This is a genomic window from Streptomyces coeruleoprunus (genome assembly GCF_039542925.1).
Taxonomy (GTDB): Bacteria; Actinomycetota; Actinomycetes; order Streptomycetales; family Streptomycetaceae; genus Streptomyces; species Streptomyces coeruleoprunus.
The window spans coordinates 5,608,259-5,621,823 of record NZ_BAABIT010000001.1 but is presented as its reverse complement, the minus strand read 5'-3'; the positions used below and the strand labels follow the sequence as shown (position 1 = coordinate 5,621,823).

Annotated in this window: 11 protein-coding genes and 1 pseudogene; 7 read left to right on the top strand and 5 right to left on the bottom strand. The window is 74.4% G+C overall.

The genetic code is table 11. The features are described from left to right. Positions 1–388 precede the first annotated feature (388 nt). A complete protein-coding gene (locus tag ABEB09_RS25150) occupies positions 389–1,117 on the bottom strand; it encodes a VIT1/CCC1 transporter family protein (protein WP_345692180.1) in 729 nt (242 codons plus the stop codon). Positions 1,118–1,336: 219 nt separating this feature from the next. Here ABEB09_RS25150 and ABEB09_RS25145 point away from each other — a divergent pair, with 219 nt between their 5' ends. From ABEB09_RS25145 to ABEB09_RS25115, 7 genes and pseudogenes are all read left to right on the top strand, one after another. Continuing rightward, positions 1,337–2,380 carry an ADP-ribosylglycohydrolase family protein gene (locus ABEB09_RS25145; RefSeq protein ID WP_345692179.1) on the top strand — a complete coding sequence of 348 codons (1,044 nt, stop codon included), beginning with the start codon at positions 1,337–1,339 and terminating at the stop codon, positions 2,378–2,380. 50 nt (positions 2,381–2,430) lie between these two features. After that, positions 2,431–3,654: an ADP-ribosylglycohydrolase family protein gene (locus ABEB09_RS25140; RefSeq protein WP_380840193.1), complete on the top strand. Its 1,224-nt coding sequence runs from the start codon at positions 2,431–2,433 to the stop codon at positions 3,652–3,654. Continuing rightward, positions 3,623–4,795, top strand: a complete 1,173-nt coding sequence (locus ABEB09_RS25135) for an ADP-ribosylglycohydrolase family protein (protein WP_345692177.1) — start codon at positions 3,623–3,625, stop codon at positions 4,793–4,795. The genes ABEB09_RS25140 and ABEB09_RS25135 overlap by 32 nt, the downstream gene beginning before the upstream one ends. Beyond that, positions 4,792–6,162, top strand: coding sequence for an ADP-ribosylglycohydrolase family protein (locus ABEB09_RS25130; RefSeq protein ID WP_345692176.1), 1,371 nt, complete (start codon positions 4,792–4,794; stop codon positions 6,160–6,162). Before ABEB09_RS25135 ends, ABEB09_RS25130 begins: the two co-directional genes overlap by 4 nt. Continuing rightward, positions 6,159–7,042 (top strand): annotated as a pseudogene (gene rbsK / locus ABEB09_RS25125) (ribokinase). Before ABEB09_RS25130 ends, rbsK begins: the two are co-directional and overlap by 4 nt. Beyond that, a complete protein-coding gene (locus ABEB09_RS25120; RefSeq protein ID WP_345692175.1) occupies positions 7,039–8,373 on the top strand; it encodes a CaiB/BaiF CoA transferase family protein in 1,335 nt (444 codons plus the stop codon). Before rbsK ends, ABEB09_RS25120 begins: the two are co-directional and overlap by 4 nt. Beyond that, complete coding sequence (locus ABEB09_RS25115) at positions 8,370–9,179, top strand: HpcH/HpaI aldolase/citrate lyase family protein (protein WP_345692174.1); 810 nt, start codon at positions 8,370–8,372, stop codon at positions 9,177–9,179. The genes ABEB09_RS25120 and ABEB09_RS25115 overlap by 4 nt, the downstream gene beginning before the upstream one ends. A gap of 70 nt (positions 9,180–9,249) precedes the next feature. On the opposite strand, the gene lgt is transcribed toward ABEB09_RS25115, so the two are convergent. The 4 genes from lgt to trpB all read right to left on the bottom strand — a co-directional run bounded on the left by lgt (position 9,250) and on the right by trpB (position 13,451). Further along, positions 9,250–10,233 carry a prolipoprotein diacylglyceryl transferase gene (lgt, locus tag ABEB09_RS25110; protein ID WP_345692173.1) on the bottom strand — a complete coding sequence of 328 codons (984 nt, stop codon included), beginning with the start codon at positions 10,231–10,233 and terminating at the stop codon, positions 9,250–9,252. An 82-nt stretch (positions 10,234–10,315) separates the two neighbouring features. Next, a complete protein-coding gene (locus tag ABEB09_RS25105) occupies positions 10,316–11,293 on the bottom strand; it encodes a DsbA family protein (RefSeq protein WP_380840125.1) in 978 nt (325 codons plus the stop codon). Positions 11,294–11,376: 83 nt separating this feature from the next. Beyond that, on the bottom strand, positions 11,377–12,210 hold the full coding sequence (gene trpA / locus ABEB09_RS25100; RefSeq protein WP_345692172.1) for a tryptophan synthase subunit alpha: 834 nt from the start codon (positions 12,208–12,210) through the stop codon (positions 11,377–11,379). After that, positions 12,207–13,451 (bottom strand): tryptophan synthase subunit beta, encoded by a 1,245-nt coding sequence (gene trpB / locus ABEB09_RS25095; RefSeq protein WP_345692171.1) that lies wholly within the window; start codon positions 13,449–13,451, stop codon positions 12,207–12,209. The genes trpA and trpB overlap by 4 nt, the downstream gene beginning before the upstream one ends. Between the last annotated feature and the right edge of the window lie 114 nt (positions 13,452–13,565).

Genomic DNA, 13,565 nt, shown 5'->3' with positions numbered 1-13,565 from the left:
GCACGGATGGCGCCCGTCGGCGGACCTGTCTGGGGGATGCGGAACGCGAGCCTCATTGCCCGCGGCGCTAACGGCTCATGCCCTTGGATGAAGGAATCGAAACCGCCAAGTAACGGCTACCTATGTGGCGCCTTGCATAGTGTCGCACCGCGGACCCAATCCGGCCATTGGATGTTCATCACAAGACCTGCCGCGCCGTTTCGCTGTGGGCCGGCGCCGCTGGTACCGCCGTTCCCGCTGTGGGCAGGCGTTCCGCCTGGGCCCCCTGGACGTAGTCCTGGGGGAGGAACGGGTGGGCACAGCAGGAACGGCCACCCGGCCTGAAGGCCCCCCGAGCGCCGAGGGGCCTGGCGGCGCCGCCCGCGGCCAAGCCCGAGCCGCGGGCGCCTCAGAGCGCCGCGCCGAACGCCGCGCCCAACCCGTACGTCACCGCCGCCGCGGCCCCACCCAGCACCAGCTGCCGCATCCCGCTGTACCACCAGCTGCGCGCCGTCACGCGCGCCACGAGCGCCCCACAGGCGAACAGCCCCACCAGTGCCAGCAGCACCGCGGGCCACAGCGTGGTCGCACCGAGCAGATACGGCAGCACCGGCAGCAGCGCACCCAGCGCGAACGACCCGAACGACGACGCGGCGGCGACCAGCGGCGACGGCAGGTCGTCCGGGTCGATGCCCAGCTCCTCGCGGGCATGGATCTCCAGCGCCTGCTCCGGATCGCGCGACAGCTGCATGGCCACCTCGCGGGCGAGCGGCGGCTCGACGCCCCGCGCCACGTACAGCGCGGCCAGCTCCTCCATCTCGTCGACCGGGTGCTTGCGCAACTCGCGGCGCTCCACGTCCAGTTCCGCCTGGACCAGCTCCCGCTGCGACGCGACCGAGGTGTACTCGCCGGCCGCCATGGAGAAGGCACCGGCCGCGAGGCCCGCGAGCCCCGTGATGACGACGGTCTGCGACGAGACGGAACCGCCCGCCACACCGGTCATCAGCGCCAGGTTGGAGACCAGTCCGTCCATCGCCCCGAACACCGCCGGCCGCAACCATCCACCGTTCACATCGCGGTGCGTGTGGTTGTCCCGGTGCGCGACGTGCAGCGTCGCCTCGTTCTCGATGATGGACACAGCGATCCCCTCCTCCCCCGCAAGCCCTCGTGGGGCCGCAGATCTCTCAACACCTCGAAAGTACGCGCGATGTAAGGGGCGTGCCAGCAAGGCAGGCTTTACTTACCTGGTCGCTGAGGTGCTGTCAGCCGGGTGATGTGCGCGGCCGGTTCGACTCCCGCGGCACGGCGCGTGGCACAGATCCAGGCATCGGATCGGTGCGCAGGGAAGGGCCACGCGATGGAGTCGATTGCATACGATCCCGCGGCCCCGGCAGCCGCCCGGGACTCCGCCCCGTCGCCGCGGGACCGCGCCCGGGGCGCCCTGCTGGGCCTGGCGGTGGGCGACGCGCTCGGGGCGCCGGCCGAGAACCTGCGTCCGTCGGAGATCCGCCGCAGGTGGGGCCGTATCGAGGGGTTCGTCTCGGGCGATCCGGCCGGGACCGACGACACCGAGTACGCGATCTTCTCCGGGCTGCTCCTGGCCCGGCACGGCTCCGCGCTGACCGTCTCACATGTCGAGAAGGCCTGGCACCGGTGGATCGCGGACCTCGACGAGGGCCCGTTCCGGGGCGCGGGCTTCAGCGAGCGGGGCACGCTGGAGAACCTGCGCCGGGGTCTCGCGGCGCCGATCTCGGCGCAGCACCGGCACGCGTGGAGCGACGGCCTCGCGATGCGGGCGGCGCCCTTCGGGGTCTTCGCGGCGGGACGCCCGGCGGAGGCGGCGCGGCTGGTCGCGATCGACGGGTCGGTGAGCCACGACGGGGAGGGCATCTACGGCGGCCAGGCCGTCGCGGCGGGTGTGGCCGCGGCCATGACGGGCGCGAACCCGGCGTCGGTGATCGCCGCGGCCCTGTCGGTGGTGCCGATGGACTCGTGGACGGCGCGTTCGATGCGCCGGGCCGTGGTCGCGGCCCAGCGCGTGGAGCCGGACGCGCGCGTGCGGGAGCGGACCGTGCGGTCGGCGGTCGTGGTCGGCGGCTATCCGTGGACGGACCTGGCGCCCGAAGCCGTGGGCCTGGCCTTCGGCGCCTACGCGGTCGCGCGGGGCGACTTCCGTACGTCGGTGCTGACGGCCGTCAACATGGGGCGGGACGCCGACACGACGGCCGCGGTCGCGGGCGCCCTGGCCGGGGCGACACGCGGTGCGTCGGCGATCCCGCCGGACTGGGCGGCGGCGATCGGCCCGGTACGCGGCAGCTGCCTCCCGTCGATGCGCGGCCACCACGTCCTGGAGGTCGCCGACCTGCTGACCCCGGACGACGGCCCGGAGCCGGTCTCGTGAGCGCGCCACCGCTCCCGGAGGCCGCGGAGTCCCGGGCGGCGCGGGTGCTCCTGGACGAGCCCGTCGGCACCGCGCACGCGGAGGCGGAACCCGTCCGCCGCGAGCCCGCCCCGGTACGGGACCCCCGCAAGGTCGAGGGGCTGTTGCTCGGGCTGGCCGCCGGGGACGCCGCCGGGTGGCCGGCCGCACGGCACCGGGCCGCCCGGATGCCCGACTGGACGCGGCGGCTGACCCGCGAGCTGGACACGTTCGCCGAGCAGAACGCGACGACCACCCTGCCCGTGCCCATCGCCCTCAACCAGCCGCCCGAGCCGCTGCGCCTCGGCCCCTCGGACGACGCCGAGTGGGCGGCGTTCACCGCCGAGGCGCTGCTCGCCGCCGATGATCCGCTGCTGCGCGGGCTGCCCGCCGGCCGCAGGCTGTGCGCGGCCGTCGACCTCGCCTGGAACGCCCTGGCCGCCGAGGTGGCCCGCGCGGCCGACCGGGCCCCCGAGGTGGAGTCCGCCGTGCTGCCGCTGCGGGCGCGGATCTCCGTACGGGCCGGGCTCGGCAACCTGGCCACCGGCCTGCGCCCGCCCGCGACGGGACACGACAACCCGCACTACTTCGACGACGCCGCCTGCGTACGGGCCGCCGTCCTCGCGGTGGCCCACCCGGGCGACCCGCGGGCCGCCGCCGAACTGGCCGAGTTCGACGCCCGATACACCCAGGACGGCGACGGCGTGCACGGCGCCCGCGCCATGGCGGCCGCCGTCGCCGCGGCCCTCGGGGGCGCCCCGGTCGCCGAGGCCGTGGACGCGGCACTGGACCAGCTGCCGCCCGCCACGGAGATCGGCCGCAACGGGCGGCACGCCGTGCGCCTGGCCCGCACCGGCGGGCACAGCCCGTTCGAGCTGATCCCCCTGCTGGAGCACCAGATCGTCGACCACGTCTACAGCTACGGCATCGCCGCCGCCGAGACCGTGCCCGTCGCCCTCGCGCTCGCCACCGCCGCGCACGGCCGGCCGGCGGAGGCCGTACCGGCCGCCGCGTGCCTGTCCCGGGTCGCCGACTCGGCGCCCGCCCTGGCCGGGGCGCTCACCGGTGTGCTCGGCGGCGCCGACGGGGTGCCCGCCACCTGGCGCGAGGCCTGCCGCACCCTGCCGGGCTGTGCGCTCCCCCGGCTCGCCGGCACCGACCTGGTCGAACTCGCCGGGCGCCTGGCGCACACGGAACTCACCACCCCGGGTGGAGAATTCCGACATGACGCCCCATACACCCCTCAGCCTGGATGACCGGATCACCGGCAGCCTCGTCGGCGCGGCCGTCGGCGACGCGCTCGGCGGCCCCGTCGAGGGCTACTCCCCCGACCAGATCGCGGAGCGCCACGGCGGCCGCGTCACCGGCGTCGTCGGCCCCTGGAACGGCGACGCCTGGCGCACCGCCCGCCCCATCGCCCCGTACCACAAGGGCGACGGGCACGTCACCGACGACACCCTGATGACGCACGCCCTGGTCAGGGTGTACGCCAAGGTCCGCGACCACCTCGACGCGTACGCCGTGGCCGACCACCTCGTGCCCGACCTGATCTCCACCCCCCGCTGGATCCCCGAACTGGAGGCGGAGGCACTGCCCCTCCAGCGGATCTTCCTCGCCGAGAAGTGGCTCGTGGCCCGCCTCCACTACGGGCACGTCGACCCGCGCGAGGCGGGCACCGGCAACATCGTCAACTGCGGCGCCGCGATGTACATGGCGCCCGTCGGGCTGGTCAACGCCGCGAACCCGCCCGCCGCCTACGCCGAGGCACTGGACGTCGCCGGCGCCCACCAGTCCTCCTACGGCCGGGAAGCGGCCGGGGTGTTCGCCGCGGCGGTCGCGGCGGCATGCGCCCCCGGCGCCACCCCGGCCGCGGTGGTCGACGCGGCGCTCGGCCTCGCCAAGGACGGCACCCGCGCGGCGATCGAGGCGGTCCGCGAGGTGGCGTCCCGGCACACGGACTTCGAGCCGGCGCTGCGCCCGCTGCGCGCCGCCGTCGCCCCGTACGACACGGTCGGCCCCGACTACCGGGTGCCCTCCCTCGGTGCCCGCCGCCCCTCGCGGCTGCACGCGATCGAGGAACTGCCCATCGCCCTCGGCATGCTGCTGGTCGGCGAGGGCGACTACCGCCGCACGGTCCTCGGCGCCGTCAACTACGGCCGCGACTGCGACTCCATCGCCACCATGGCGGGCGCGCTCGCCGGCGCCCTGCACGGCGAGGCCGCGGTCCCCGCGCGGTGGGCGAAGCAGATCGCGGAGGCCAGCCGCCTCGACCTGCACGCCCCCGCGACCCTGCTCGCCGAGGTGGCGCGGGAGGTCTTCGCCCGCGACACCGCGCGCCGCCGGTCCCACGAGGCGGCGTTCACCGCCCTGGCGAGCCCCGACGGGGTGACGGCGTGAACCTGCGCCTCACGTGGGTGCAGCCGGAGGACCTGCTGGGCCACGAGTTGCGCCAGGCCGCGCAGGACGGCCGCAACGCCACCGCGATCGACGCCCGCTGGCGCGCCGCGGGCGGCACCACCGCCCCCGCCGTCGCCGGCGCCTCGCCGATGCCCGCACCCCCGCACCTGCGGGCCCTCGCCGAACGCCTCCTGGACGAACTGGCCGTGCTGCCGAGCCCACTGGCGGCCGCCGAGCCGACCGACCTGGACGCCATCAAGCGGGCCTGCCCCGACTGGCCCACCACCGTCCGCCCCACGGCCCCCGGTCTCGCCGGCCGGCTGCACGCCGCCTGGCTGGGCCGCGCCGCCGGATGCCTCCTCGGCAAACCCGTCGAGAAACTCCCCCTCTCCGCCATCCGGGCCCTCGCCCGCGCCACCGGCAACTGGCCGCTGAACAGCTGGTTCACCGCCGAGGGCGTCCCCTCCTCACTGGCCACCGCCCACCCGTGGAACCGCCGCTCCGCCGCCACCTCGCTCGCCGAGAACATCGACGGCATGCCCGAGGACGACGACCTCGACTACCCCCTGCTCAACCTGCTCCTCCTCCAGCGGTACGGACGGAACTTCCGCACCGCCGACGTCGCCCGCGTCTGGCTCGACGAACTCCCCGCCGGCCACGTCTTCACCGCCGAACGCGTCGCCTACCGCAACCTCCTCTCCGGTCTCGAACCACCCCTGACCGCCACCCACCGCAACCCGTTCCGCGAGTGGATCGGCGCGCAGATCCGCGCCGACGTCCACGGCTGGACGCACCCCGGCGACCCGGCAACGGCCGCCGAACAGGCCCACCGCGACGCGGTCCTCAGCCACACCGCCAACGGTGTGTACGGGGCGATGTTCGCCGCGGCCGCCCTTGCCACCGCCGCCTCCGGCACCGCCGACGTCCACGCCTCGCTCGCCGCCGGCCTCGGCGTCGTCCCGCCGGACTCCCGGTTCGCCCGCGCCGTCCGCTTCGGCATCGCCACCGCCCGCGCCCACGCCGACGCCGAGTTCGACAGCGTGGCCGACCGGCTCCACGCCGCCTACGAGGACCACCACTGGGTACACGTCCTCCCGAACGCCGCCCTCCTGTCCGCCGCCCTCACCCACGCCGACGGCGACTTCACGCTCTCCATCTGCCGTGCCGTCTCCGGCGGCTGGGACACCGACTCCAACGGCGCCACCGCCGGCTCCCTGGCCGGTCTGCTCGCCGGCCGCCCCGACCGCATCCCGGAACGCTGGACCTCCCCCCTCAAGAACCGCCTCTCCACCTCCGTCCACGTCTTCGACGGCATCGGCTTCGACACCCTCGCCACCCTCACCCACCTGGAGGCTCTGCGCTCATGACCCGAATCGCGGTGCTGGGCAGCACCAACATGGACCTCGTCGCCTATGTGCACCGGGCGCCCCGGCGCGGCGAGACCGTCACGGGCCGGGAGTTCCGTACGGTCCCCGGCGGCAAGGGCGCCAACCAGGCCGTCGCCGCGGCCCGCGCCGGCGGCAAGGTGTCGATGATCGGCGCCGTCGGCTCCGACGACTTCGGCGCCCGCCTGCGCGCCGCCCTCGCGGACGCCGGCATCGACACCGCCCTCCTGCGCACCACCGACGGCCGCTCCGGCACCGCCCACATCGTCGTCGACGACGAGGGCGGCAACGCGATCGTCGTCGTCCCCGGCGCCAACGCCGCCGTCACCTCCCTCACCCCCGAGGACGAGGCCCTCATCGCCACCGCCGACTCACTGCTCCTCCAGCTCGAACTCCCCCTCTCCGCCGTCATCGCCGGTGCCGAGGCGGCCCACCGGCACGGCGTCCGCACGATCCTCACCCCGGCCCCCGCACAGTGCCTCCCACCCGAACTCCTCGCCTCCACCGACCTGCTGATCCCCAACGAGCACGAGGCCGTCGAACTCACCGGCGTCGCCGACCCGCACGCGGCCGCCGCCGAACTGCTGCGCTCGGTCCCCGAGGTCGTCATCACGCTCGGGTCGGCCGGCTGCCTCTACGCCGCCGGGGCGCCCAGCCCGTCACCGTCCCGACCCGCCGCGTCCGGGCGGTCGACACCACCGCCGCGGGCGACACCTTCACCGGCGCCCTCGCGGTCGCCCTCGGCGAGGGCCGCCCGGTGGCGGACGCCCTGGCGTGGGCCTCCTCGGCCGCCGCCCTGTCGGTGCAGCGCCCCGGCGCCTCGTCCTCGATGCCGTACCGCCCGGAGATCGACGCCCTATGACTCCTCCCCCTTCCCCGACCACCCCCGCTTCCCCGGCTTCCCCCGCTTCCCCGGCTTCCCCGACTCCCCCGGTCTCCCCGACTCCCTCGGCCTCCGCGGCTCCTGTCCCTCCTCCTTCGTCGGTCCCTGCCGCTTTCCCCGTCGCCGCCCCGCCCCTCGAGGGGCTGCGCGTCCTGGACCTCGCCACTCTCTTCGCCGGGCCGCTCGCCGCGATGATGCTCGGCGACTTCGGGGCCGACGTCGTCAAGGTCGAGCACCCCCGCAGACCCGACCCGTCCCGCGGCCACGGCCCCGCCAAGGACGGCGTCGGCCTCTGGTGGAAACAGCTCGGCCGCAACAAGCGCACCCTGACCCTCGACCTGTCCACGCCCGGCGGACGGGACACCCTGCTCCGTCTCGCCGCCACCACCGATGTCCTGATCGAGAACTTCCGCCCCGGCACCCTGGAGAAGTGGGGCCTGGGCTGGCCCGAGCTGTCGACCGCCAACCCGCGCCTGGTCATGGCCCGGATCACCGGCTTCGGCCAGTTCGGCCCGTACGCCCACCGCCCCGGCTTCGGCACCATCGCCGAGGCGATGAGCGGCTTCGCCGCCGTCACCGGCGAGCCGGACGGCCCGCCCACGCTCCCTCCCTTCGGCCTCGCCGACTCGGTCGCCGCACTCGCCACCTCCTACGCCGTGATGACCGCCCTCGCCGCCCGCGGCACGACCGGGCGCGGCCAGGTCGTCGACATGGCGATCATCGAGCCCATCCTCATGGCGCTGGGCCCCCAGCCCCTCTGGTACGACCAGCTGGGCTACGTCCAGCCCCGCACCGGGAACCGCTCCCGCAACAACGCCCCGCGCAACATCTACCGCTCCGCCGACGGGCGCTGGCTGGCCGTCTCCACCTCCGCCCAGTCCGTCGCGGAGCGGGTGATGCGGCTGGTGGGCCGGCCGGAGCTGATCGACGAACCGTGGTTCGCCGAGGGCACCACCCGCGCCGACCACGCCGACGTCCTGGACGAAGCGGTCGGCGGCTGGATCGCCCGGCACACCGCCGACGAGGCCGTCACCGCCTTCGAGAAGGCCGAGGCGGCGATCGCACCTGTCCACGACGTCCGCGACGTCATGGAGGACCCCCAGTACCGGGCGCTGGACACGGTCACCGAGGTCCCCGACCCCGAACTCGGCCCGCTGCGTATGCAGAACGTCCTCTTCCGCCTCTCCGAGACTCCCGGGGCGATCCGGTGGGCCGGCCGGCCGCACGGCGCCGACACCGACGCCGTCCTCCGCGAACTGGGCCTGTCCCCCGACGAGATCGACGCCCTGCGCGCCGAGGGCGCCGTATGACCACGGCCGCGCCCCTGACCTGGCTGTACGCCCCGGGCGACCGGCCCGCCGTCGTCCAGAAGGCCCTGAAGTCCGGCGCCGACGTCGTCGTGATCGACCTGGAGGACGCCGTCGCCCCCGACCGCCGCGGCTACGCCCTCGACGCCACGGCCGACCTGCTGTCCTCGCCCCAGCCCGTACCCGTCCATGTCCGCCTCCCCTCACCGCACGACACAGCGGCCATCGCCGCCCTGGCCGCCCTGCCCGGCCTGGTCGCGCTCCGTGTTCCCAAGGTGACACACGGCACTGACATTCGGCGGATCGCCCGGCTCGCCCTGGGGACACCGCTGTACCTGCTGCTGGAGTCCGCGCTGGCCGTCGAGCGCGCCCACGCCCTCGCGACCGCCCATCCGGCCGTCGCCGGCATCGGGCTCGGCGAGGCGGACCTCCGCGCCGAGCTGGGTATCCGCGACGACCGGGGGCTGGACTGGCCGCGCAGCCGGGTCGTGGTGGCGGCACGTGCCGCAGGGCTGCCGCCGCCGGTCCAGTCCGTGCATCCCGACATCCACGACCTGGAGGGGCTGGCCGCGTCCTGCGCGCACGGCCGTGCCCTCGGGTTCCTGGGCCGGGCGGCGGTCCACCCGCGGCAGCTTCCGGTCATCGAGCGGGCCTATCTGCCCAGCCCGGAGGAGGTGGCCGCGGCGGAGGAGGTGATCGGCGCGGCCGCCGCGCACCCGGGCGCCCTGGCCCTGCCCGACGGCCGGTTCGTCGACGCGGCGGTCGTGGCCGCGGCCCGGCGCACCCTGGCCCTCGCCCACCGCGCCTGACGGGCGCAACAGGACACAAACAGAAGCGGCCGCCGGGACACCTGGTCCCGACGGCCGCTCGGCCCTACCGCTACGACTTCTGGTCGGCCTTCGCGCCCTCGGCGCCGGACTCCACGCCGGCCGCCTTGCCCGGCGCCGCGTCCGCAGGCCCGCCGTCGGCGACAGCCTCGTCCGAGCCTGCCTCGCCGCCCGGCTCCACCGCGGCGTCCTCCACCGCTTCGCGCTTCGCCGCCTCCGCCGCGGCCGCCGGCTCCACGACGTCCTCGCGGCCCGGCCGCATCCGCGCCGAGATCACGATGTAGGCGACCGCCAGCAGGAAGACCACGATCGCGGTCCACACGTTCAGGCGCAGTCCGAGGATGTGGTGCGCCTCGTCGACGCGCATGTACTCGATCCAGCCGCGGCCCGCGCAGTACGCGGCGACGTACAGGGCGAACGCCCGCCCGTGGCCGAGCTTGAACCGGCGGTCCGCCCAGACCACCAGCAGCGCGACGCCCACGCACCACAGCGACTCGTACAGGAAGGTCGGGTGGTAGGTCCCGGCCTCGCGGTTCACGCCCTCGCTGATCTTCAGCGCCCACGGCAGGTCGGTCGGCTTGCCGTACAGCTCCTGGTTGAACCAGTTGCCCCAGCGGCCGATGGCCTGGGCGAGGGCGATGCCGGGGGCGATCGCGTCGGCGTACGCCGGGAGCGGGATGCCCCGGCGCCGGCAGCCGATCCAGGCGCCCACCGCGCCCAGGGCGATGGCGCCCCAGATACCGAGGCCGCCCTCCCAGATCTTGAAGGCGTCGACCCAGTTCTCACCCTCGCTGAAGTACAGCTGGTAGTCGGTGATCACGTGGTAGAGCCGGCCTCCGACGAGACCGAAGGGCACCGCCCACACGGCGATGTCCGCCACGGTGCCGGCTTTGCCGCCCCGGGCGATCCAGCGCTTGTTGCCGTACCAGACGGCGACGAAGACACCGATGATGATGCAGAAGGCATAGCCGCGCAGCGGGATCGGTCCGAGGTGGATCACGCCGGTCGACGGGCTGGGAATGTAGGCAAGGTCCATGGCAGGACCGACGCTACCTTGCCGGACGGACGACGGGGCAACCCGCCCGGCAAAGACTGCATAACGCTCCGCGCGGGCGCGGTCAGCGGGACAGCTCGCGCTCCCCGTCGGAGGCGCTGCCCGGGCCGGAGCCGGTGTCCGGGCCGGGCCCCGCCTCGGCGCCCGGGCCGGAGCCCTCCCGCTCGGAGCCCTGCCGGCCGGATTGCTGCCGGGCGCTCGCGGGGGACCCGGTGGTGGTCCCGGCCGGGGCCGAGGGGGAAGCCTTGCCGGGCTTCTTGCCCTTGTTGGCCTCCATGACCCACTTCTTCAGGTTCGCCGGCGAGATCTGCTCGTTGCCCTTCGCCGGGAAGATCGATTCTCCATTGAGCAGCACGGACGGCGTGCCCCGGAAGTTCCCGGCGCGGAACGCCTCGTTGGACTTCTCCACCCAGCTGTCGTGCGTGCCGTCCTTGACGCAGCTGCGGAAGGCCGGGGTGTCCAGGCCGGGGACCTTGGCCGCCAGCGCGAAGAGCGTTTCGTCCTTGGCGAAGGCGTCGTCCGCCTCCTGCGGCTGGTTCATGTACAGCACGTCGTGGTACGCGGTGAACCTGCCCGCGTCCTGGGCGCACGCGGCGGCGTTCGCCGCGTTGAGGGAGCCGCTGCCGCCCATGTTGCCGTCGATGATGGTGGCGAGCCGGTACTCGGTTTGGATCTGGCCGGCCGCCTCCAGCTGGTGGATGGTGTCGCGGAAGTTGTTCTCGAACATCGCGCAGGCCGGGCAGCGGAAGTCCTCCCACACCGTGAGCGTGGAGGGCGCGTCGGCGGCGCCGACGGGGATGACCAGCCGGTCCTCGCCGGTCGCTCCGCTGGGCGCGGCCACGGGACCCTTGCCGGAGCTGTCGCTGTCGTCGCCGGTGTTCGCGGCGATGACGCCGACCACGGCGGCCAGTCCGAGCACGCCGACGACGGCTGCCGCCACGATCAGCGTGCGACGGCGTTTCTCCTTGGCCCGCTCCCGCTCGCGCTCCATCTGGAGCCGCTCCCGGGCGGTCCGCTTCCCTGGGCTGTTCTTCTCGCTCACGACCGGCAAACGAACCGGGGAGGCACGCGCGTGCCTCCCCGGTCGACAACCACTCGTTCGAGCGACGAAACCCTGCGAAAACCCTAGGAAAGGCGTCGCACGCCGCGGGCGAGTTCGCCCGCCAGTTCCCGTACGGCGGCCAGTCCGGCCGCCTCGTCGGCGGCGTCCAGCAGCCGCTTGACGAAGGCGGAGCCGACGATGACGCCGTCCGCGAAGGAGGCCACCTCGGCGGCCTGCTCGGCGTTGGACACGCCGAGCCCGACGCAGACCGGGAGTTCCGTGGTGGCGCGCGTGCGCCGGACCAGGTCGGCGGCCTGCTCGCCGACCGACTCGCGGGTGCCGGTGACGCCCATCAGGGAGGCGGCGTAGACGAATCCGGAGCCGGCCCGGGTGATGGTGGCGAGGCGCTCGTCCTTGCTGCTGGGCGCGACGACGAACACGGTCGCGAGGCCGTGCTTGTCGGCGTGCTCGCGCCACACCGCGGACTCCTGGACCGGCAGGTCGGGCAGGATGCAGCCGGCGCCGCCCGCCTCGGCCAGCTCGGCGGTGAAGCGCTCGATGCCGTACCGGTCGATGGGGTTCCAGTACGTCATCACGAGCACCGGCTTGCCGGTGGCCTCGAACGCCTCGCGGACCGTGCGCATCACATCGGCGATCTTCACGCCGCCGCGCAGGGCGATGTCGTCGGCGGTCTGGATGACGGGGCCGTCCAGGACCGGGTCGCTGTGGGGCAGGCCGACCTCGACGATGTCGGCGCCGCCGTCGAAGGCGGCCTTGACGGCCTCGATGCCGCCGTCGACGGTCGGGAAGCCGGCGGGGAGGTAGGCGATGAGCGCGGCCCGGTCCTCGGCCTTCGCCCGGGCCAGGGTGTCGCTCAGCAGCTCGACCTTGCCACCGTTGAACGCTGCGCCGCTCACTTCGTCTCCCCCTCGTTGCCGTCGTACAGCCCGAAGTAGCGGGCGGCGGTGTCCATGTCCTTGTCGCCGCGGCCGGACAGGTTGACGATGATCAGCCCGTCCTTGCCGAGTTCGCGGCCCACCTCCAGGGCGCCGGCCAGGGCGTGCGCGGACTCGATGGCCGGGATGATGCCCTCGGTGCGGGACAGCAGGCGCAGGGCCTGCATGGCGGCGTCGTCGGTGACGGCGCGGTACTCGCCGCGGCCGCTGTCCTTGAGGTAGGCGTGCTCGGGGCCGATGCCCGGGTAGTCCAGTCCGGCCGAGATCGAGTACGGCTCGGTGATCTGGCCCTCCTCGTCCTGGAGGACGTAGGAGCGGGAGCCGTGCAGGATGCCCGGCTCGCCGGCGGTGAGCGTCGCGGCGTGCTCGCCGGTCTCGACGCCGTGGCCGGCCGGTTCGCAGCCGACCAGGCGGACGGAGGCGTCCGGGATGAAGGCGTGGAACAGGCCGATGGCGTTGGAACCGCCGCCGACACAGGCGACGGCGGCGTCGGGCAGCCGTCCGGCGCGCTCCAGGATCTGGCGGCGGGCCTCCACGCCGATGACGCGGTGGAAGTCGCGGACCATGGCGGGGAACGGGTGCGGCCCGGCGACCGTGCCGAACAGGTAGTGCGTGTGGTCGACGTTGGCGACCCAGTCGCGGAACGCCTCGTTGATGGCGTCCTTGAGGGTGCGGCTGCCGGACTTCACGGCGATGACCTCGGCGCCCAGCATGCGCATGCGGGCCACGTTGAGGGCCTGCCGCTGGGTGTCGATCTCGCCCATGTAGATGGTGCAGTCGAGGCCGAACAGCGCGCACGCGGTGGCGGTGGCGACGCCGTGCTGGCCGGCGCCGGTCTCGGCGATGACGCGGGTCTTGCCCATGCGCTTGGTGAGCAGGGCCTGCCCCAGCACATTGTTGATCTTGTGCGAGCCGGTGTGGTTCAGGTCCTCGCGCTTGAGGAAGACCCGTGCGCCGCCGGCGTGTTCGGCGAACCGGGGCACCTCGGTCAGGGCGCTCGGCCGGCCGGTGTAGTTCACCAGCAGGTCGTCCAGTTCGGCCGCGAACGCCGGGTCCGCCTTGGCCTTGTCGTACTCGACGGCGACCTCGTCGACCGCGGCGACCAGCGCCTCGGGGATGAACTTGCCGCCGTAGGCGCCGAAGTAGCCGTCGGCGTTCGGCACATGACCCTGGGGGTCGGGAACGAAGAACTCGCTGGGCATACGAATGCTCCTACAGGGGCACCTGGGGTGCCCCCGGATGTCTCGGCTGACGGTGATGACGGTACGCGTCGGCGCCACCGGAGCAGGGAAACGTCGGCTCGCGGCCCGGGATGT